Source organism: Nostoc sp. NMS4 (assembly GCF_017115095.1).
Taxonomy (GTDB): Bacteria; Cyanobacteriota; Cyanobacteriia; order Cyanobacteriales; family Nostocaceae; genus Nostoc.
In genome coordinates, this window is record NZ_JABXKI010000394.1 from 1 (window position 1) to 20214 (window position 20214).

The following is a 20214-nucleotide window of genomic DNA, read 5'->3' on the forward strand; positions in this document are numbered from 1 at the left end:
TTCCGCACCAATTGGTTAGAACCAGTGTGGTTGGGTTGTTCTTTAGAACGCTATGAAGAAATCCAGACTTATGACGACTTCAATAACTGGTTAGATGAAGACCGAAATCATCGAGATTCTGACTTAGGTTTTTATTGGCGCATGGGTTTAGATATCGGTCTAGATAGATATGGTGCTGGTGTTGGTAAATATGTCACTTGGGGATATTTAGCCCATGAAGATAAATACCAAAAGCCGACTATTGAAGGACGAAATGCGGCAATGATTATGAAAAGTGGAGTGTATGACAGCTTCGCAGATACTCACACCTTAATGGATCAGTCATTTACCCGCGAGAATACAACTCACTCCTGGTACGATGAAGGAACAGCAGACATTCACCCTAGCGATCGCACCACTAAACCCACTGCAATCAATACCAAAGACTTCGATAACGCCTACTCTTGGGCGAGTGCAGTCCTCCACAAAGACTTCGGACGTTTAGAAACTGGCCCCTTAGCCCGTCAATTAGTAGCTGGTGGCAAACATGGCGAATCTTGGCAACATTACGACCCCTTCATCCTCGATGTCTTCAAAAACATGGGTGGTGCTAGTATTCATGTGCGTCAGCTAGCACGAGTTCACGAAATTGTCAAGTTATATCGCCAAGCTGAACACTGTTTGCGCGAATTCAAATTAAACGACCCTTGGTATATCAAACCCAAAGAAAAAGATGGCAAAGGTTGGGGTGCAACGGAAGCGGCGCGGGGTTCGTTGTCTCACTGGGTAGAAGTAGAGGGCGGTAAAATTAAGAATTACCAAGTTATTGCCCCAGGTACGTGGAATATCGGACCTCGTGATGGTGAAGGAATTCGTGGCCCCATTGAAGAAGCGTTAATTGGCACACCTATTTACGATTCTAGCGATCCGGTGGAAGTTGGGCATGTGGCGCGATCGTTTGATTCATGTTTGGTGTGTACAGTTCACGCGCATGATGCTAAGACTGGTGAAGAGTTAGCGCGTTTTCGGACTGCTTAATTAGTCGAGGTGCGTTATTCGTAATTTAACGCACCACAACTTAGTATATGCCTAAATTATTGAATGACTGCCCCAGAGACAAATTCATAACACACAGCAACAAGTTTTTAATATTCAAATATTTAGATAGATTAAGTACAATCCTCTAGTAATATTTTCTTCCATTTGTTCAATCAACCTTAATTCCTGTATTATACTTCTTCGTAAATTGCTTAGATAGTTGTATGGAGTAAAATCCATACTTAACCTTACTCCAATATCGCAAGCCATAACTTTTTCGTAAAAATACCCCCATCTTAAAGCGTTGGGATGAATTGAAATTTTGCTATATGGATTGTTTTTAATTCTTGGATTGTCGTACCAAAGATTATAGTTTAAATCTATTGTAGGTCTCCAAAAGATGCAGTGTTCCAATGCTTTATCTCTCCATTTTCGGTTGATAAATGTTGGAAGACAATAATAAATTTCATTCGTTTTTTGGATTAATTCAAATTGCCCTTTAGGGTTATGCAAATCCCAATGAAGATCGGTGAAGTCAGGATTAGAGTTTTTCCTAATACCTAGACTAGCTTTTTTCATCTGCAAACCAATTATTTTGCCTGATGTGTATAAATGCTCGTCTGCTGGCCAAGTACTTTCAACGTTAGGGGAAACAGCCCATACAACAGCAAATATTCCTAGCTCTTGAAAGTATTTTTCAATACCTCGAACCAGCCACCCTTCGTATTCCCGTTCAATAGGCTTACCAAATACAGGTAAAAGTACATCAATCAATATTTTTTTCCCCTTTTGCTGTTATCTTAAGTTCTACTAACGGCAATAGTACCCAAAACGACTTACTGAATAACGGTTATGTTTAGCGGTGGCTAATAAGTTTTGTAATCCACTAGGGGCTTTAGTCGGTCTAATGGAACACGGTTGTTAAACCTCATCGCCACTCCAGCATTTCTTCAATCGTCAAACCAATATCACTCGCAATCTGCCGTAGCAATCTTGGTGAGATGTCACGCCCTTTGTGAAATGGGACTGTTGTTCCTCGTCCATCTTCGTGTCGAAACTGTTTGTGTGAGCCTTTTTGACGTACCTCCACAAACCCAAGGCTCTCCAATATTCGTACAACTTCTTGGGGTTTCAGAATAGGAATATTACTCATGGTCTACTGAACCACAATCTGTTGTATACCTACAAACTCTGTCTCGAATACCAGATCCTCGTCCTCTAGAAGCATCTCAATAACTTCACGCAAATTTTCCTGCAATTCATCCAAGGTTTCACCTTGAGAATGCGCTCCAGGAAAGCCAGGGACATAGCCAACATAGAATTTAGTATCAGGATCTCTTTCAACGATCGCAGTAAAAGTTTTCATATCACAATCATGGACAACGCTCACTTACAGCTTACTGGATCGGTGATCTAACTGAGCGACGCCGAATAAATAGCCCGTCGTAGACATCGCCCTTGCACCGCTATGACAACCAGACTAAACTTAGTTTACAGACTTAGTTTAATCTTATGGAAACTGTAAATATTCATCAAGCTAAAACGAATCTCTCAAAGCTATTGTCGCGCGTAGAACTTGGAGAAGAAATCATTATTTCCAACCGAGGCATTCCTGTTGCCAAGTTGGTTCCGTTTCGCACCTCATCAAATCGACTCAATAGTTTAGGGCAAGATAAAGGGCGTTTTGTAGTGCCAGATGACTTCAATGCCCCTTTGCCAGAAGAAATTTTGGCAGCATTTGAGGGCGGTGAGGAGTGAAACTTTTGCTAGATACGCAGTGGTGGTTATGGTGGTTTACCCAACCAGAGCTTTTGAATTAAGCAGCAATCGCCCATATTGCCGATGAAACCAATGAATTGTGGCTCTCAGTTGCTAGTATTTGGGAAATGGGGATAAAAGTTGCGATCGGCAAGTTACCACTGACAGATCCCCTAGACAGTTATATTTCTAGTCGGATGACGGTGTTGGCAATGCGCTCGCTAGAAATTACAGCTTCTCATGCTTTACAAGCGGCTGCTTTACCTTTGCATCACCGAGATCCTTTTGACAGAATGTTGATTGCACAGGCTCAGATAGAAGATATGACGCTTGTGAGTGCCGATTCGATGTTTAATAAGTACGATATTTCCCTACTTTGGGCAGCCAAATCTTAATGCCTACGGCTGGCTACGCCTACGTATTTGTTATTTCAGCGATCGCATTTGCTATTTCGGCGATCGCATTTGTTATTTCGGCGATCGCATTTGTTATTTCAGCGATCGCATTTGCTATTTCGGCGTTCGCATTTGCTATTTCGGCGATCGCATTTGTTATTTCAGCGATCGCATTTGCTATTTCAGCGATCGCATTTGCTATTTCGGCGTTCGCATTTGCTATTTCGGCGTTCGCATTTGCTATTTCGGCGACTACATTTGCTATTTCGGCGTTCGCAAAAGCTACTTCGGCGTTCGCCCCACCAACTCTTTTAATTTGGCAAAAATGTCGTGATAACCAATGGACTATGCCTAATGAATTATATTCAAAAGTCGTAGCGTAACACACTAAAACTTATAGAAACAGTGCGTTAGGCTTGCGTTAATGCATTTGCATAAAACAGCAATTTACACGGTAAGCTTGTGTCTGATTTAGCGCTACATAATTATCTCCCTCGCGTTCCCGATGAAGCATTGCAAGAATACATAGAATGGTGTGTTTTAGAGCAAGCTCAAGCCGCAGAATGTAACTTTACTCCTGATACAAGTAAGTTAGATAATCTGCCACCAGAAGACTACGTTCCTAAACTTGTCGAGCAGTTCATGAAAGTTAAACCAGACCCAATTAAAGCCGGTTTGGTAGCTGCGATCGCTGGAAAAGAAGCAGACAAACACGCTTTATCCGGTTTAGCGATCGCTGCTGATTTTATATCTCTTTATGTCAAGTATTTAATTCCTAAAGAAGGAAGTACTAGAGAACAGGCTGAAGAGATATTAACTAAAGTATCACAAGATCAGTATGAGAAACTGACTGAAATTGCCAAGAAACATGGTGTAGAGTTATAGTTTTCTACTGATAAATTCTTTTTCAGAGGCTTTGTCTGTATTATTAGTCAGAGCCTCTATTTTAGTCACTGCTGCATCATCTAGAAACTTTAACTACCTTTGTTTTAATGAAAATCGTCGGATTTCATTGGCAGCTTCTTTTCTTAAATCTATCGAATTAAGACTAGATAATTCTTGCCAAACTACATTAATTGGCATCAGAACTCCATTAACACCTGCACTGATGTATGGATAGTTTTCACTTCCAGAGGAACTATTAATAGTCCACTGCCCATTTTTTTTATGTCTGATAACCTCACCTACGTAAGCTACTAAGTTATCATAGAGAGAAGTCTCGATATAATCGATTCCATAAGCTTCAGCTTTTTGGGAAACAACATCCAAGCTTATATAGGATAAATCAAGTTGGTGACGGTAAATATGTAACTGTTCTGCAAGCTCATTAATTAGCTCGTCAATGTTGTTTACAAGTTCTATTTTATGTTTTGAGTAATATTCCCAATGCGAAACAGAATTACCACGATTATTGGCAATATCTTCTCTTGTTCTTTGTGTCAGCTTGAGCCACTTCAAAAAATATTCTTTTGCATAAATATCCCCTTTCCCAGGAATACTATATCCTTTTGGGTCAAACACGAATAAAAATCTGTCGTTGGGGAGTTCATAGACTAGGGGCTGATACTTATATTCATTTGAATAGGTTTGTTCAAATATTTTTGTGAATTCTTCGTGCAGTTTTCCTTCAGATTCAATCAAGTCTTGAACTTGTTTTCTTGTTAGACGCTTATGATTGAGAGAGTTTTTGTTTCCCATAATTGACAAGAGTAAAGTTTGACTTAGATGCAGAATTGTTAAAGTACTTCAAGTTGGGAGCATCTAAGTTTTCCAAATGTACCTTAAATCGACCCCCCTTAGACAATATTTCTGCTCCCTCTCCTTAGTAAGGAGAGGGTTAGGGTGAGGTTTAAAAAGCTTTCTACAAAAGTGAAATGCTCCCCTTCCAGTTTAAAAAACATCCCATGTACAAATAATTCTGCTTAAACAAGTAAACCTCATCCCATGCTAACTATTATTGGTTGCGGCAATCTCAATCGCAATGACGACGCAGTAGGCGTAATCATTGCCCAACGCTTACAAAAATATCTAGCCGAAAACCCTAATCCTCATGTGCAAGTCTATGACTGTGGCACTGCCGGAATGGAGGTAATGTTTCAAGCTAGAGGAAGTAAACAATTAATAATTATTGATGCAAGTTCAACTAATTCTGAACCGGGTGCTGTGTTTAAAGTTCCAGGAAAAGAACTAGAAGCTTTACCAGAACCTAGTTATAACTTGCACGATTTTCGTTGGGATAATGCTTTAGCCGCCGGACGGAAAATCTTTAATAATGACTTTCCCGAAGACGTGACAGTTTATTTAATTGAAGCAGCAAATCTTGCTTTTGGACTAGAATTAAGTCCTGCTATTAAACATTCTGCCGATTTAGTTTTTGAAGAGGTAGCTGCACTTATCAAACAGAATACTAACTAATCCAAAATCCAAAATCTAAAATCGAATCACGCCCAATCCCGATAAACAGAAAGTTCATCTACCCTCATTTCAAAAGGTACACCTTGACTCTCTGGCGGACAAACACGGATTTTAGCACTGCTAAGAATTCCATAGAGTAATGTCCCCATTGGCACGATTTTTTGCAGCACACGCCAATTAATAACTTGATCGGGACATTCAATAACTAATGTTAAAGCATTGGCATGGGTTGTGACATACCACCGACAATCAGATAGCAGATTTTGAATTGTGCGATCGCACGCTTCATAAAAGTATTTGCTAATAGAATCCTCTAGTTGTTGTCGCAGTATAATATCTGCTGATGTCGGTTGCTTAGGATGTGAGTCATCACCATCAAAGTAATACATATTTCTAGCCATCTCTCTTTAACTTCCTGTTTATATTCCAATCACCATTCCATAAAGTACATCTTTATTTGTTTCTAATAATTCTTGAGTTTCATCATCATAGTAAGCACCAATTCCACTACACTGAATTCCCAAATAATTGCTAGTTAAATAAAGTCTCTGTACAAGAAAACCAGCTATTTGCATAGCAGTTTGATAATTTAAATAATCTGACACAAAAAATAAAGTTACAGCGCCATCTCTAGCAATAGCCTGATTAATACATAAGTAACCCGTCTTTTCACTAAAATTACCCGTTTTAACCAGATGCGTACCTCTATATAACCCAGGTGTCATTCCCTCTACTCGATGCACCACTGAGTAAATTTCTATTTCCTCATAATTTTCTGTCGGTATTGACTGCTGAAGTTGTTGCACTACATATAAATAATCTTCTTGAGAAATAGACTCTTTCCGGAAACGTCTAATAGAACGTCTATTCCAAACAGTTCGATAAAATTTATCTTTGTCAAAATCAAATTGAGGATGCTCTAATTTCTGCTGGTGACTCTTTTGTAGAGTAGTTGCTTGATAAGCATCTTCAATAAATTTATTAGCTTCAAAATAATCAGTACCACAGACAAAAGGAACCTTTAGCCTTAAACGTCTAATTTTCTTGTTTTGTACTTCTCCTGACACCGCACAAGCAGTAATAAACTCTTTATTCTCAAATCCCAAATCGGAATTGAGAGCGAGTTTATCAAAGTCGAAAACTAGTTGTATATCTTTTTGATGGAGATAAGCTGAAGCTGCGATCGCACCTAAATGGTGTCCGCTATCTAATAAGCAATATCTCATGCTTCTATTTTGATATTTCCAGCTAGACCTATAATAAACACAACTAATTAAAAAAATGAATCCGTTGATACTTTTGCCAGGTATAATATAACTTTCTAACCCATCATCAATTAATTCATAGATGAGAGTTAGACAATTATTCTCAACTTCTAGATGATATATACCATTTATCATTCCTTCAATCCCGCGAACCTGTACGTAAACTTCTGTAGGGTACAAAGCACCTGCTGATGGATTCACTCGCAGTTGATAAAGTCCATCTTTATACACTTTTTCCAGGGTAATCGCACTGGTTAAAGAGATAAAAGAATGAACCGGATTATTGAGATTTAATTTTACTCTCCGATAAAATTTGGGATAAACTTTAAATGGAGATGGCTGTGTTGAAGCATCTACATAATTTGGCTCAATTTGTACCGATAAGTAAGAATGCTTGGTAGCGTCATGATACGCTTTGCCCGATATCTGACTTGATAGCATTTTTAAGTATCCTTAATACTTCTACATTGCTGGCGAAATCTATTGCTTTATAGTCGTCTAAATTTTTTAAATATAAATTAGGATGATGCTGTAAAAGTAACTTTACGACTTCTGTTTTTCCGGCTGAAGCTGCATACATTAAAACAGTTGCACCGTTATCATTTTGGTTGTCGATGTTAATTTTATTAGCCAGCAGTAAATTAATTAAATCGTAGTGATTACCAAAACAAGCAAACCATAAAGCATTATTGCGATCGCTGTTTCGAGCATTGATATCCACGCCAAAATAAATTAGTTCTTTGACGACTGTATAAACTCCTTCTCTTGTGGCTTTCATCAAAGCTGTATCGCCATTTTCACCCGGCTGATTTAAATCGCTAGGATTATAATCTTTTACTATTAGCCATTCGGTTGTTGCTTCACTCAAATTTTGACTGTTGGTTTGATTCATAAGTATTCCTTAGTTAACTTTACTTCTCGCAATTTACTAATATAAATTTGCTTGAAAAATAGAATGGTGAGCAATGCCCATCATTGTTTAAAAAATGTTATCTAAATTATTTAAACTTACATATATGCTATCAACTTTATAAGTTTAAATTATGAATCATTTCTAAAGATCGCCCGATATTTTTCTTAAAAAAGCTTAAAAAATAATATAAAAGCAGTAATTATTACAGTTTTCTTTCATAAGATAGATTAGAGGCAGATATGTTATAAATCTAGATTTAGATCCCCGACTTCTTCAATAAATTAGGGATCTGAGTAGTAAGTGTATATATTTTTAACCTTACTGACAATTATAAGAATATAAGATATTGTCTACATCTTCGATGGTAAGATTTTGTTTATCAGCTAAAGTTTTTAACTTATGGGTAATATCTTTAAGTTGAGACAAATTAAAGGAAAGTCCTAATTCATTAGCTCGGTGATTAACCGCCTGTTTTCCAGCCAATTTATGATTGATTAAAATTGAGCGCGTTACACCAAAACTGCGGGGATTAATAGCTTCATAAGTTTTAGAGTTATTCAACATAGCCTTAGTATGAATACCGGCTTTATGACTAAAAGCACTCTCGCCAAAAATACAGTGATTAAAAGGAATAGAAATTCCAACTTTTCTCGCAACTAATTCATGCAAGTAACCAAGTTTATCTAAGCGATATTTAGATTTAATTTGCTCTGGATTTGTAGCATATAACCTAGCGATAAATCCGGCTAGTGAGGTAATACCATTACGTTCACCAATACCAAGCACACAGGTATCTATATGAGTTGCTCCTGCTTCCAGTGCTGTATAACTGTTAGCATTTGCACATTCTGTATCATTATGACCGTGAAATTCAATATCTAAATTAGTGAACTGGCGCAAAGTCTTTACTAATTCAAATACTTGCATTGGGGTACTAATTCCTACTGTATCGGCAATTCCTATGCGTTTGATAACTCCTAATTTTTCAATCTCAGAGTAAATTGCGATTAAATCTTCTATGGAAGTGCGTGACGAATCCTCAGCCGAAAACCGTAATTCAATATCAGGAGCTTGCTGATGAATAAAAGTTAAAACTTCAGATGCTAAATCAATAATTTGATTAATATTTTTCCCATGACTGAACTGACGCATCAAAGAAGAACTACCGATAGTTAAATTAATCCCAGCTACGCCTGTCGCTAAAGCAACTTTAGCATCTTCTAAGTGACAGCGAATGTGAGTTAATATTTTGGATGGCAAGCCTAAGCGAGCCAATCGTTCACAGTCTTGTCTAGATTGGGGTGAAGCAATTGGCGATGTTAACTCTATATATTCCACTCCAAATTCTGCAATGGCCTCAGCGATTTCGACTTTATCATCTGAAGAGAAATTGGCTTTGACGAATTGTTCACCTTCACGCAGAGTGCTTTCTACAATTGCAAATTCAGATAGCGACATTGACGAACCTTTGTGCTAATTATTATCAGTAGTGTTTACTTATTAGTTTTAATATCAACAGATTTGCATAATTGAGAAATAATTACTTTGGCTGATTCTTGGGGACTGGCTACAGTATCAATTATAAGAGAGCGATCGCTAGTATCAATACCTTCTAAAATCTGTTTTGTCGGAACCGAATCATAGTTCTGACTCTCTTCCACAAATATTTTTAGTTTTTCCCGCAATTCTACACCTGTAACAACTTGTTTGCTGACGAGTTCTAAAATTTGTTGTTCTTCTTTAGGAGTAAAATAAGTACAAGCCTCTGGTATGCCCAAGCTAGCAAAATTAGTCAGTACTTCTGGGACAATTTGCCTATTATCTTCTAACTCTTGATTAGCAATTTTATCAAAAGAATCATGGCGTTTTAGCAGTCTTTCTAAACGTACCTTGTTTGGTGCAGTCAACATTACAAATTTAGCATTTTTTAAAGCCTTAGCTGCATAGCAAACCTCATTTTCACCACGCAAACTATCAAAAACTAACATAGAGTTTACTTGTTGGGGATTAATGTGTAGCGAAGCTAAAATGTGACCCATTCCACCAGGAAAGTGTTCTCGGTAAAGGCGAGTATAAGTTAGGCGTTTAATCCGACAATGAGGTTGCACGAGTTTCTCTTGCATTTTTAACATCGGGGCAATTATCACACGTTCGGTTAAAACACGACGATTAGGTAAAAGTGTAAAATTCAAGCCTTCTTCAGCCAAAGCTTTTGTGATTGTGCTTTTTCCCACGCCAGTCATACCCACTATGATGAGTAAAGGAAAACTTGTTATTGGCAACCAGTCTTTAGGGACAGGAAATCCTACACCTACACCTGGACTTAAGTGTTCAAAAAATAGATTTTGCCTTGTTGTATTAACCCGATGCTGCACAATATGAACCTCTTTTAAGTTAGTTATTATAGATACGTCAATATTTTATAGCCTCAGTGTTTATACAGAAGTAAATAGCTATGTTAAATTGATGAGAAGATCCATCAATATTGGTTTTTTAAATTGCTTTATTCTGTGTTTTATAGCAAGCGATCGCGCATTTATCTAACAAGCATCAAGCAGATGTACTACTGTTAGGTAAATGAGAGTTATTTCAAAATTATTAAGATATCCTAAAGAAAGCTAGTTTTCAAATCAAAACTTGCTAACTTACTAAAGTATAAATAGTTCAAATTGGCAAAGTAGAAACATGGAAATTAGCGCTCGTAATTCTCTCAAGGGTACTGTCAAAAAAGTTGTACATGGTTCAGTTAATACTGAGATAACTTTAGAACTAGCGCCAGGAGTAGAGCTAGTGTCAATCATTACAAAATCATCAGCAGAAAAACTAGGACTTGCAGAAGGTAAGCAAGCTTATGCCGTGATTAAATCATCAGATGTGATAGTTGCTGTGGATTAAAAAATAGAGTTGGCTTCTTTTGCAAGCCACTCTATTTTTTTATCAAAATTACATTTATATAAATTCGTAACTCATTCCTAAAAGTGATTATAAAAACAACAAAGTAGCGAATTGAAGAATAATTAAAACAGTCATATTCAGTTTTTAAGAGTTGAAATTCACAGATACCTGAATTATTTAATTAGTAATTCATATATCTGATTTTTCACAAATGATTAACTAAAGCTATACATAAAGGTTAGTTAATCAAATTATCAATAACGCGAACATAAATAGCTCTGGCATTTTCTAAATCTATGACAAAATCTGTGTTATCAATATTAATAATCAAAGAAGGCAAGTGTTGTTTTAAAGTGACATGACTTCCTGTTCTTATTCCCATTAATATAAGGGTTTTCAATATTGTTTTATCTTGACTTTTACAGAAGGTAACGATTCCTCGTTCTCCCGTTTTCAATAATTCTAATGAACAGCCAGTCACAGTAAAGCGGGTGAACATCTTAATTCTAAATTAGGAATGTGAAAGGAAGAAGGAAGTATATTTTCATCCTTCATTCCTTCATCTTTTATTTGGTTGCCAAAGGCAGCAACGAAAGTAATAGTTTAAACCAGATATGCTTCTTGATGTGTCTTAATTGTGCAATTAGAACGAGGATAAGTTACGCAAAGTAGAGCGTATCCTTTAGAAACCTGATCGTCATCTAGGAAGTTTTGATCTTCTTGATTAACTTCACCTTCGACAACCTTGCCAACACAGCTAGAGCAAGAACCTGCATGACATGAAAAGGGCAACTCAATACCATTTTCTTCTGCTGCTTCTAAAATTGTAGTTTCTTCATCAACTTCAATTGTGGTGTCGATGTCTTCTTTTTTGTTGATTAATCTAACTTGGTAGGAAGCCATTTTACGATTCTCCTCAAACGTTATACAATTGGTCTAATTTCCGAAGTTTTTGAGCAACCTATCCTACTTTTTGCTTCCCTTCTTCTTACAGAGATACTAAGTTTAGTAAGCTTCTCTATAGGGGTAAGGGATGCAATGCGAATTAGAAGCTATCTCAAGGGCATTGAAATTCTGCGGAGTGCATCTATAGAAAGTCTCTAAAATTGACTTAGCACTAACGCAATGATGTTAGCTGCAAGGTACACCAGTAGGCGTACCGTCATCTGTTTTAAACGACTTTCCACAACCGCAGGTATCAGTTGCATTGGGGTTGATGAATTTAAAACCGCTTTCCATCACTCCTTCAACGAAGTCAACAATAACTCCGTCTAATAAGGGCGCACTTTTGGCATCAACGTAAACCAGTACTTTGCCTTGCTGACTTACCAAATCATCTGGTTGGGGCTTGCTGGTGATATCGATCGCATATTCGTAGCCACTGCAACCACCATCTTTTACCGAGATGCGGACACCTTTAGTTACGCCATTAGCGTCAGGTGCGGAACCTTTGAGGAATGCCCGCAGATGAAATTCTGCTTTTTCTGATAAAATAACGGCCATTAAGTCTCCTGATTTGTAGCGATTTCTGGTTCTGATTTCAGATGTGGATTGTCCTTTGTCATTTGTCAGTTGTTATTTACTAATGACCAATGACCAATGACTAATGACCATTTTGTGCAATCCCTGTGGGTTCCATCGAATTGGATTGGGCGTGTCTCCAGGGCGCACTATTGCCGCATACTGGACAAGAGCGATCGCGGTGAGAACGGCGTTTAGCAAATTCCATTCGATTCAAGTCGATTGTCAGCAATTGCGATAATAGAGGCTGACTAAACCCGGTGATCAGCTTGATCGCTTCCAATGCTGTTAGACAAGCTAGGGTTCCAGAAACAGCGCCCATAACTGAAAAGCCGCGCTGATCCCAATCAGGCTTTTCTGGAAACAGACAAGATAAACAAGGAGTCACACCAGGAATAATCGTTGTCAGGTAAGCCTCCATCCCATTCATTGCGGCTTCCACCATTGGCTTACGCGATCGCACACAGGCTTCATTTAACAAATTGCGTTCTGTAAAATTGTGAGCGCAATCAAGAGCCATATCAGCCGACTGCACCAATGAATCTACATTTTCCGGGGTGATGTAATCATGAACTGCTTCCACTTGGACATCAGGATTAATCGCATCCAGAGTTTCTTTAGCTTTAAATACCCTTGGCTTACCTACCCAATCATCAGTCATGAGAACCTGACGATTCATATCATCTAGCCGCAAGTCACCACCCCGGACTAAGATTAGCCGCCCAACGCCCGCTACTGCTAAGTAAAGCGCCGCCGTACCGCCTAATCCACCCACACCTGTAACCAAAACTGTCGCTGACTTTAGGCGTTTCTGTGCTGCTTCGCCAAAATTCGGGAGCATCATTTGGCGACGATAGCGTTCTAATTCGGTAGGCGTTAGGTTTACCAATTTATACCTCCTAATCAGAAGTGATTTCTGTCAGTGTGACTACATTTTTCGGCTTGTCGTTAAATACTTTGAACAGCTTTTGTTCATAAGCTGTCGATTCGGTAAATAACTGATAAGCTTTTTGCAAAGCCAAAGAATATTGATTTAATTTCTCTTCTTGACTCAAGTTAGGAGAATTATCATCAATTTCCTGCATATTTTGAGAAAACTTTTTCAGAATATGTAGACGATGTACATTCACAACTTCTAAGTCGTAGGACATATTAAAGAATTGAAAAAATTCTTCTGCATCTACGAGCTTCTTGAATTCATCAATAGTTCCAGTCATTTAGCGTTCTCCAATTGTTTCAGATGTTGCTTAAGTTCATCTAACTGGCGATAGATTTCATAAGTTGCGGCGGCAACATCCATAAGTTGTGTGTAATCTGTTGGCAGACCTTCAGCTAAATCATGCAGATCCATTTTCATCTGACCTGCTTTGCTGTTAAGCCGTCTGATTTGCCCTTGTAGTTCCTCAATGTCATTTGTCATTTGTCCTTTGTCCTTTGTCATTTGTCATTTGTCTTTCAATACGGTTCGGTTAAGATCCCCCCGCCGACGGCGACCCCCTTAAAAAAGGGGTAGAAGAGAGTTATAAGCCCCCCTTTTTAAGGGGGGTTGGGGGGATCTCCTGGGCAAAATACTACTAACCGAACAGTATTGATTTGTCTTTTACTAATGACAAATGACTAATTAAATGTTGCCGACTTCAGGAAAGCGCTTCGCCAAATCAAGACCTTTTTTGACGTAGTTTTCTCCCTCTTCGGCTAATTTTTCTATGGAGTCAAAACCAAAACGTTGAGCATCTCGCAAGGTTTTCACAGCTAGCAAAAGACGACCTGAAAAAACTAGTGCCCAGCCAAATCCTTCATGACTCAAATCAACCACAACCTGAGATATCAAACCTGTTTCCTGTTCAATTCCAGCCGCTACAGCCCGAAAAAATGCCATAATCCGCGCTTGAGTGATCGGATCAACTTCGCCCTCAACGGAAATTTCCCGTTTCTTTTGTTTGGTGACAATAAAGGGTTTCAGAATTAACTCATCCGACCAAGTACGATAAACTCCATAACTGTCTTGACCACGGATTTGTTTAATTAATACCTTAAGAAAAGGTGAGTTCAAGACTTCTGTTGTAGCAGTTCCGTTAACACTATTATTTGCGGTCATACTGTTGCTTCGTCTTCGATTTCATCAGCAAAGTTTGTGGTTTTTGGCTGCAAAGCTTTACGCAACCAAGGTGGAGGATTACCTTTGAGGGTTTTGACTAGCTTGTTTAGCACTTCACTAATTTCTTCTTCTTCCGATCGCGCCTTCACTGGAGTAACACCTTTCTTGATTAATCGAGCGGCGGCGCTACCACCAATTGCTGTGACGTAAACAATTGTACAGTCAACGATCGCATCAAGTTTTGGATTGATTTTATCTTCATTCCCATCTTCTTTGAGGTTGCCTTCAAAGTTGAGGGTTTCTACGAAGTGATATCCCTCATCGGTAATTTCGTAAACATCAATCATTTTTGCCCATCCGAAGTGAGCATTAATATGAACTCGGTCACTCGTCGTGAAGGCTATTTTCATTGTAATTCTCCTCTCTACAGTTTTGAGTTTTGAATTGGGAAGAAGGAATTCAGTGGTCAGAATTAAGGAGTAATTAGAGTTGGACTGGCAGAATTAAATCTGCATATTCTATTTGGTGATGCGCCAAATTATATGAGAAACGAACCGCAAAGGGCGCATTCGCGCAGCGTCTCGTCAGAGAAGGACACAAAGAAGAAAGAAAGAAAGCATTCTGAATTCTGACTCCTGAATTCTTGAAGAAGAATTCAAAACTCTGCGCTCACAATTCCGAACTCTTGGAACTGCTTAACTCTGGCTTCTTCTGCCTCTAAAAATAGGTTGCCGATGCCAAACACAATTTCCATCGTGCCTCGGTAGCCAACTTTGGTAAATTGACCATTACCTAAGCGGTCATAAATGGGCAATCCTAGACGATAAAGAGGAATCGAGAGGCGTTTAGCGATCGCCCCCACATTTGAGTTACCAATCAGCAAATCTGAACCCTCTGCTAGACTCTCAAAGTCTTCTAAGTCGCCGATGGTGACGCTTTTTACTGGGAGTTTTTCTAGGAGGTGCGATCGCGTGGTTGTCACTACCGCATGAATTTGCGCTCCCATCGATTGCAAGAAATGCACGGTTGACCACAACAAATCAGGTTCCAGCGCCAGGGAAACTCGTTTTGCACCGAAGTAAAAGTGGGTGTCCAGCATCGCATCTTGCAACTGACGACGTTGGCGGCGGTATTTTTCGGGTACGCTATTACCGCTCAGAATCGCCAATGCTTGGATAAATTCATCTACTGGTTCTAATCCTGTCAGTTCGCCAAACACTTCATAAGGTGTACCAAAGCGTTCTTCCAGAATCTTGGCAGCCCCCCGCATACTTTCACCCAATGCCAGGGTAAAGGCAGAACTACCTACTTCTCGTAGCTGTTTTAAGGTAGTTCCACTGACTGTAACCGCACTATAATTATCCTCTAAATGTCCATCTAGAGAAGCGCCAAGGTCAGGTACAAAGATCGGCACTAGTCCAAAAGATGTGACTATCTCTTTGATTTCCTGTACATCCCCAGGTGTGAAGGCAGAACCCGCCAAAATCGTGACTTGTTCAGTTCTGAGTCCACCTGGACGAGGAATTTCCTGAACTATGCTTTCCACAGCAACGGCAAAGCCATCTTGCAACGCACCTTTAAAATCTGGGGTAGGTGCAAAAACGATCGCTAAATCATTTAATTCGGGATGGCGATCGCGGATTTCCTTAAGAAAACCTTCAATGTCATCGCCTCTAGTTTCCGTCAACCCAGTACTACATAAACCAATAATTTCTGGGTTAGCTTTTTCTACCAGAGTCAGAATTGCTTGCTCCACATTCTCTTCACCACCCAAGATAGTAGTAACTTCCGTCATCGCTGTGGTAGCTAGGGGAATCGCTTCCCGAAAATGCCGCACCAGCACAACTTTAGCGAAAGCAGTACAACCTTGAGAACCATGAAATAAGGGCATTGTCCCTTTCAATCCCAAAAAGGCTAAGGTTGCGCCCAAAGCTTGACTTTGCTTGAGGGGATTAACCGTCAGTGCTTTGTTAGAAGTGGTAACGATCGCCATTAAACTGCCTCCTCTTCTTCCCAAGGAGCCGGTTTGCGTATTTGTTCCCAAATTGGGCTATAAAGAGCTTCGTACAATTCCCGCGCCATTTCAATCATTCCCACATAACCTGCATAAGGGTGATGGCGTTCTTGGTTGATATCTAAGAAAGGAATTCGAGCTTTCAAAGCTGTATATTGGTTGCGTCCACCAGCAATCAACATATCTGCGCCAGTGTCTTTAACTAGTTGTAGCAATTCTTGAGCGTTGCCTTTCTCCAACATGATGCCGTCGTTGCCGATCAACTTCTTGATTTTGGCTTTATCTTCTTCAGTACTTTTCCGAGTACTGGTAGCAACAACTTCAATACCCAAGTCTTTAGCAGCCGAGATAATCGACCAACTCTTGACACCACCAGTATACAAAACAACTCGCTTACCTTTGAGTCGAGCGCGATAGGGAGCCAGTGCCAAATCTAAAGCGGCGGTTTCTTCGGCAATTAGCTTTTCTGTCCGTTCTTGTAGATCGCGATCACCTAATTTAGCAGCGATATTTCGCAGACAGCGATTCATATCATCGATGCCGTAGAAAGACTCTTCAATGTAGGGAATGTTGTAACGCTCCTCCATCTTCCTCGCCATATTCAGCAACGCTCGTGAGCAGATCATGACGTTGAGCTTGGCGCGGTGGGCATAGCGAATTTCATTGTAGCGAGCATCGCCCGTAATTTTAGATAAAATACGGATGCCTAATTTTTCTAACAGTGGTGTTACTCCCCACATTTCCCCGGCGATATTGTATTCGCCGATTAAGTTAATATCATAAGGCGTTGTATGTTCCGGTTCTGCTGTGCCGACAACATAATCTAATAAAGCTTCACCGCCAAAACGGTTGCCCAGATTTTTACTACCAATGAATCCTGGGGCAATGACGGGAACAACAGGAATACCAATTTTTTCAGCCGCCGCTTTGCAGACAGCATCCATATCATCGCCAATTAAGGCAGTAACGCAAGTGGCATAGACGAATACTGCTGCTGGTTGGTAGCGCTCTTTGAGTTCTAGAATCGCTTTGTAGAGTTTCTTTTCGCCACCGAAGATAACATCATTTTCACCCAAGTCAGTGGTAAAGCCCATTTTGTAGAGTTGCGGGCCAGACGACAGACTACCACGACTGCCCCAGGAATTACCAGCACAGGCGATCGGCCCGTGGACTAGATGCGCTGCATCTGCGATCGGTACTAGAGCAATCATTGCACCATCAAAGGCGCAGCCACCTTGAGCCGCGCCAGGTTGTGCCTGTTGAGCGCATGACTTGTTTTTCTTTTGGGTTTGTTTGTGCTGATTATGTTCGCATCCTGTCTCAGTCAGCAGATCGTTGATTTTTCCTTGGGTGCTTTTCATCTCTATTCTCTTAATTGTTAATTGTCCTTTGTCATTTGTCATTTGTCCTTTGAATTGACTATTGTACAGACGCGATTAATCGCGTCTCTACCAATGACTAATGACTAATGACCAATGACTAATGACCAATGACTAATGACTAACAAATGTATTTTGTGACATCCTCTCCACATACATCAGCGAGGTAAGATAGAGCGCGAAAACGCAATCCTACAAATTCGTCATATAAAGGATTGAGTTTACATAGTGGTGGAATATCAATAGACTTCCCAAATAATTTAATTTGTCGCTCAAAGGGACAACAACAAGGAATTGTTTGGCAAATTAGATGAGCGAAGCGATTATTTTTAACCTGAATTCCATCCACTACACGCCGCAACGGATTAAGAAGATTGTGGAACCACCCCGGTTTTTTCTGGTTAGGTGGATGGTAATTAGGATGAGGATGAGTGTGAGTATGTTCGTGAGTGTGATTGATGGTTTCCATCTATAAATACCTTGGGTAAATGCTATCAAGAAAAAGGGGAAAATAATTCATAATTACGTTAGCGTAGCGTTAGCGAGTCCGCGAGCGTCATTACGAATTACGAATTATTTTCTCCCTTTAATTAACACGTTGTGTTTCTACGCAATTTCTAACGAATCAAGTCGTAAGAAATATCTGTCTTAGAAGGAATGTTGGTGTTGCGATCGATTTCTTCAAACAGGGTGTTTACAGTCCAGTTGAGGAGGTTGATCACGCCTTGATAACCAATGGTGGCGTAGCGGTGTAAGTGGTGACGATCCATGATGGGGTAGCCGATTCTCACGAGGGGAATCTTGGTGTCGCGCCACAGGTACTTACCGTAGGTGTTACCAACTAAGAAGTCTACTGGTTCTGTGAACAACAATGAACGCATGTGCCACAAGTCCTTACCAGGCCAAACAGTTGCATGTTGACCGAAGGGGCTAGAAGCAAGCAATTCTTTGATTTCTGCTTCAAATACTTCGTTGCTGTTGTGAACCAAGATATGCACAGGTTCAGCACCCATTTCTAGCATAAAGCCAACTACGCTGTATACTAAATCTGGTTCGCCGTAGATAGCAAAACGCTTGCCGTGAATCCAGGAATGGGAGTCAGTCATGGCATCAACAGCCCGACCGCGTTCGATTTCTAATTCTTCAGGAATGGGGATACCACTCAATTCGCTGAGTTTCATCAAGAACTCATCAGTACCCTTAATGCCCCAAGGACGGGAAACTGAGGTTGGTTGCTTCCACTCTTTTTCAATATACTCGCGGGTTTTGAGGGTAGAGTGTGCTTGCAGAGCGATCGTAGCTTTCGCATTGATTGAATCTGCTGCATCTTCTAGCTTTGTACCACCTGGATACATATCGAATTCACCTGTGTTTGGTGAATCCAGGTAGTCGCTGTTGTCGGCGAGAATTGTGTAGTCAAAGCCGAACAAAGAAGCAATCCGCTTGATTTCGCGGTTGTTGCCTACGTAGGTATCAAAACCTGGGATGAAGTTGATTTTACCATTGCTGGTTTCTTTCTTATGACCTGCGGTCAAGTTAGAAAGAATTCCCTTCATCATGTTGTCGTAACCAGTGATGTGGGAACCGACAAAGCTAGGGGTGTGAGCGTAGGGTACTGGGAAATCTTGAGGAACTGAACCAGCTTCCTTGGCGTTGTTGATGAAAGACTGTAAGTCATCACCAATTACTTCTGCCATACAGGTGGTGCAGACAGCGATCATCTTAGGCTTGTAGAGTTGGTAAGAGTTCGCCAACCCGTCAATCATGTTTTGTAGACCACCAAACACGGCTGCATCTTCAGTCATTGAAGAAGATACACCAGAGAATGGTTCTTTGTAGTGACGGGTTAAGTGGGTACGGAAGTAAGCCACGCAACCTTGAGAACCTTGTACGAAAGGTAGAGTACCTTCAAAACCAACAGCAGCAAAAATTGCTCCTAGTGGTTGACAACCTTTAGCAGGGTTAACGGTTAATGCTTCACGAGCGAAGTTCTTTTCACGATAATCCCAACCTTTTGTCCACTCTGCAACCCGTGTTACTTCTTCGGCTTCGTGACCGTTTTCAAACTGCTTTTTGTTTTCAAATAGCTGTTGGTACTCTGGCTGGTGGAATAACTCAACGTGGTCTTGAATTTTTTCTGGATTCTGAGGCATTTCTGGATCTCCAAGCTTACTGAATTCTTTTACTGATTGAGGTGGGAGAGACGCGATTAATCACAGACGCGATGAATCGCGTCTCTACAAGGGAGATGGGAATATGATTCAAAATTCAAAATGCAAAAATCAAATAAATATTTAATTTTTCAGTTTTGAATTTTGGATTCCCAACTCCCCCCTGGGGTTTTAGCCCCAGGTTATCCTTACTTATCGCTCTCTCCCATTTCCCTAAACGGCAGCCTTAGCCTTAGCTTCAGCCTTCTTAGCCTGAGCTTTTTCATTCCAAGGAGCGCCAATTAATGACCAGGTTGGGCTATTGAGTGCCAAGTCCATGTCGCGTGCAAAGATGGCGAAGCCGTCATAACCGTGATAAGGGCCGGAGTAATCC

28 protein-coding genes are annotated in these 20214 nt (G+C 40.1%); 6 read left to right on the forward strand and 22 right to left on the reverse strand.

Annotated features, from left to right (window positions below):
• The coding region (locus HWQ37_RS32305; protein WP_292755138.1) for a nickel-dependent hydrogenase large subunit at positions 1-1017 on the forward strand (1017 nt) is incomplete at its 5' end.
• A 114-nt stretch (positions 1018-1131) separates the two neighbouring features.
• Here HWQ37_RS32305 and HWQ37_RS32310 read toward each other — a convergent pair.
• From HWQ37_RS32310 to HWQ37_RS32320, 3 genes are all read right to left on the reverse strand, one after another.
• On the reverse strand, positions 1132-1791 hold the full coding sequence (locus HWQ37_RS32310; protein WP_292755140.1) for a hypothetical protein: 660 nt from the start codon (positions 1789-1791) through the stop codon (positions 1132-1134).
• 154 nt (positions 1792-1945) lie between these two features.
• Positions 1946-2170 (reverse strand): type II toxin-antitoxin system HicA family toxin, encoded by a 225-nt coding sequence (locus HWQ37_RS32315; RefSeq protein WP_190730944.1) that lies wholly within the window; start codon positions 2168-2170, stop codon positions 1946-1948.
• Between the two features lie 3 nt (positions 2171-2173).
• Complete coding sequence (locus HWQ37_RS32320) at positions 2174-2383, reverse strand: type II toxin-antitoxin system HicB family antitoxin (RefSeq protein ID WP_190730943.1); 210 nt, start codon at positions 2381-2383, stop codon at positions 2174-2176.
• A 146-nt stretch (positions 2384-2529) separates the two neighbouring features.
• Here HWQ37_RS32320 and HWQ37_RS32325 point away from each other — a divergent pair, with 146 nt between their 5' ends.
• Together HWQ37_RS32325 and HWQ37_RS32330 are read left to right on the forward strand one after the other, a co-directional pair.
• On the forward strand, positions 2530-2775 hold the full coding sequence (locus tag HWQ37_RS32325) for a type II toxin-antitoxin system Phd/YefM family antitoxin (RefSeq protein WP_292755147.1): 246 nt from the start codon (positions 2530-2532) through the stop codon (positions 2773-2775).
• A gap of 77 nt (positions 2776-2852) precedes the next feature.
• Positions 2853-3170: a type II toxin-antitoxin system VapC family toxin gene (locus HWQ37_RS32330; protein WP_363318229.1), complete on the forward strand. Its 318-nt coding sequence runs from the start codon at positions 2853-2855 to the stop codon at positions 3168-3170.
• Between the two features lie 19 nt (positions 3171-3189).
• Here HWQ37_RS32330 and HWQ37_RS32335 read toward each other — a convergent pair whose 3' ends face one another.
• Positions 3190-3558: a hypothetical protein gene (locus HWQ37_RS32335; protein WP_292755150.1), complete on the reverse strand. Its 369-nt coding sequence runs from the start codon at positions 3556-3558 to the stop codon at positions 3190-3192.
• Between the two features lie 74 nt (positions 3559-3632).
• Here HWQ37_RS32335 and HWQ37_RS32340 point away from each other — a divergent pair, with 74 nt between their 5' ends.
• Positions 3633-4055 (forward strand): hypothetical protein, encoded by a 423-nt coding sequence (locus HWQ37_RS32340; RefSeq protein ID WP_292755152.1) that lies wholly within the window; start codon positions 3633-3635, stop codon positions 4053-4055.
• A gap of 93 nt (positions 4056-4148) precedes the next feature.
• On the opposite strand, the gene HWQ37_RS32345 is transcribed toward HWQ37_RS32340, so the two are convergent.
• Positions 4149-4868, reverse strand: a complete 720-nt coding sequence (locus HWQ37_RS32345; protein ID WP_292755154.1) for a hypothetical protein — start codon at positions 4866-4868, stop codon at positions 4149-4151.
• 246 nt (positions 4869-5114) lie between these two features.
• On the opposite strand from HWQ37_RS32345, the gene HWQ37_RS32350 reads away from it, so the two are divergent.
• Complete coding sequence (locus tag HWQ37_RS32350) at positions 5115-5585, forward strand: hydrogenase maturation protease (protein WP_292755156.1); 471 nt, start codon at positions 5115-5117, stop codon at positions 5583-5585.
• Between the two features lie 26 nt (positions 5586-5611).
• Here HWQ37_RS32350 and HWQ37_RS32355 read toward each other — a convergent pair whose 3' ends face one another.
• From HWQ37_RS32355 to HWQ37_RS32375, 5 genes are all read right to left on the reverse strand, one after another.
• The gene (locus HWQ37_RS32355) at positions 5612-5986 is read right to left on the reverse strand and encodes a hypothetical protein (RefSeq protein ID WP_292755159.1); all 375 of its coding nucleotides are present in this window, start codon (positions 5984-5986) and stop codon (positions 5612-5614) included.
• Between the two features lie 18 nt (positions 5987-6004).
• Complete coding sequence (locus tag HWQ37_RS32360) at positions 6005-7291, reverse strand: SagB/ThcOx family dehydrogenase (RefSeq protein ID WP_292755161.1); 1287 nt, start codon at positions 7289-7291, stop codon at positions 6005-6007.
• A complete protein-coding gene (locus tag HWQ37_RS32365) occupies positions 7254-7742 on the reverse strand; it encodes an ankyrin repeat domain-containing protein (protein WP_292755164.1) in 489 nt (162 codons plus the stop codon). The genes HWQ37_RS32360 and HWQ37_RS32365 overlap by 38 nt, the downstream gene beginning before the upstream one ends.
• Before the next feature lie 339 nt (positions 7743-8081).
• Positions 8082-9221, reverse strand: coding sequence for a homocitrate synthase (lysS, locus tag HWQ37_RS32370; RefSeq protein ID WP_292755166.1), 1140 nt, complete (start codon positions 9219-9221; stop codon positions 8082-8084).
• A 35-nt stretch (positions 9222-9256) separates the two neighbouring features.
• The gene (locus tag HWQ37_RS32375) at positions 9257-10138 is read right to left on the reverse strand and encodes an AAA family ATPase (protein ID WP_292755169.1); all 882 of its coding nucleotides are present in this window, start codon (positions 10136-10138) and stop codon (positions 9257-9259) included.
• A 310-nt stretch (positions 10139-10448) separates the two neighbouring features.
• Between HWQ37_RS32375 and HWQ37_RS32380 the strand changes: the two genes are divergently transcribed.
• Entirely contained in the window at positions 10449-10658 is a 210-nt protein-coding gene (locus tag HWQ37_RS32380) for a TOBE domain-containing protein (protein WP_094327429.1), read from the forward strand.
• Between the two features lie 238 nt (positions 10659-10896).
• Here the strand turns inward: HWQ37_RS32380 and HWQ37_RS32385 are convergent, their stop codons facing one another.
• From HWQ37_RS32385 to nifK, 12 genes are all read right to left on the reverse strand, one after another.
• Positions 10897-11157 (reverse strand): FeoA family protein, encoded by a 261-nt coding sequence (locus tag HWQ37_RS32385; protein WP_292755172.1) that lies wholly within the window; start codon positions 11155-11157, stop codon positions 10897-10899.
• Positions 11158-11261: 104 nt separating this feature from the next.
• Positions 11262-11561 carry a 2Fe-2S iron-sulfur cluster-binding protein gene (locus HWQ37_RS32390; RefSeq protein WP_094339973.1) on the reverse strand — a complete coding sequence of 100 codons (300 nt, stop codon included), beginning with the start codon at positions 11559-11561 and terminating at the stop codon, positions 11262-11264.
• 228 nt (positions 11562-11789) lie between these two features.
• A complete protein-coding gene (locus HWQ37_RS32395; RefSeq protein ID WP_292755175.1) occupies positions 11790-12161 on the reverse strand; it encodes a HesB/IscA family protein in 372 nt (123 codons plus the stop codon).
• A gap of 100 nt (positions 12162-12261) precedes the next feature.
• Positions 12262-13068 carry a HesA/MoeB/ThiF family protein gene (locus HWQ37_RS32400; RefSeq protein WP_292755178.1) on the reverse strand — a complete coding sequence of 269 codons (807 nt, stop codon included), beginning with the start codon at positions 13066-13068 and terminating at the stop codon, positions 12262-12264.
• A gap of 10 nt (positions 13069-13078) precedes the next feature.
• Positions 13079-13396, reverse strand: coding sequence for a nitrogenase-stabilizing/protective protein NifW (nifW, locus tag HWQ37_RS32405; RefSeq protein ID WP_292755180.1), 318 nt, complete (start codon positions 13394-13396; stop codon positions 13079-13081).
• Complete coding sequence (locus HWQ37_RS32410; protein ID WP_292755182.1) at positions 13393-13599, reverse strand: CCE_0567 family metalloprotein; 207 nt, start codon at positions 13597-13599, stop codon at positions 13393-13395. The genes nifW and HWQ37_RS32410 overlap by 4 nt, the downstream gene beginning before the upstream one ends.
• A gap of 201 nt (positions 13600-13800) precedes the next feature.
• A complete protein-coding gene (locus HWQ37_RS32415) occupies positions 13801-14277 on the reverse strand; it encodes a NifX-associated nitrogen fixation protein (RefSeq protein WP_292755184.1) in 477 nt (158 codons plus the stop codon).
• Positions 14274-14687 (reverse strand): nitrogen fixation protein NifX, encoded by a 414-nt coding sequence (gene nifX / locus HWQ37_RS32420; RefSeq protein WP_292755186.1) that lies wholly within the window; start codon positions 14685-14687, stop codon positions 14274-14276. Before nifX ends, HWQ37_RS32415 begins: the two co-directional genes overlap by 4 nt.
• Positions 14688-14932: 245 nt before the next feature.
• Positions 14933-16270: a nitrogenase iron-molybdenum cofactor biosynthesis protein NifN gene (nifN, locus tag HWQ37_RS32425; protein WP_292755188.1), complete on the reverse strand. Its 1338-nt coding sequence runs from the start codon at positions 16268-16270 to the stop codon at positions 14933-14935.
• Positions 16270-17652 (reverse strand): nitrogenase iron-molybdenum cofactor biosynthesis protein NifE, encoded by a 1383-nt coding sequence (gene nifE, locus HWQ37_RS32430; RefSeq protein ID WP_292755190.1) that lies wholly within the window; start codon positions 17650-17652, stop codon positions 16270-16272. The genes nifN and nifE overlap by 1 nt, the downstream gene beginning before the upstream one ends.
• A gap of 139 nt (positions 17653-17791) precedes the next feature.
• Entirely contained in the window at positions 17792-18139 is a 348-nt protein-coding gene (locus HWQ37_RS32435) for a Mo-dependent nitrogenase C-terminal domain-containing protein (RefSeq protein WP_292755192.1), read from the reverse strand.
• Positions 18140-18287: 148 nt separating this feature from the next.
• Positions 18288-19823 (reverse strand): nitrogenase molybdenum-iron protein subunit beta, encoded by a 1536-nt coding sequence (gene nifK, locus HWQ37_RS32440; RefSeq protein WP_292755193.1) that lies wholly within the window; start codon positions 19821-19823, stop codon positions 18288-18290.
• Between the last annotated feature and the right edge of the window lie 391 nt (positions 19824-20214).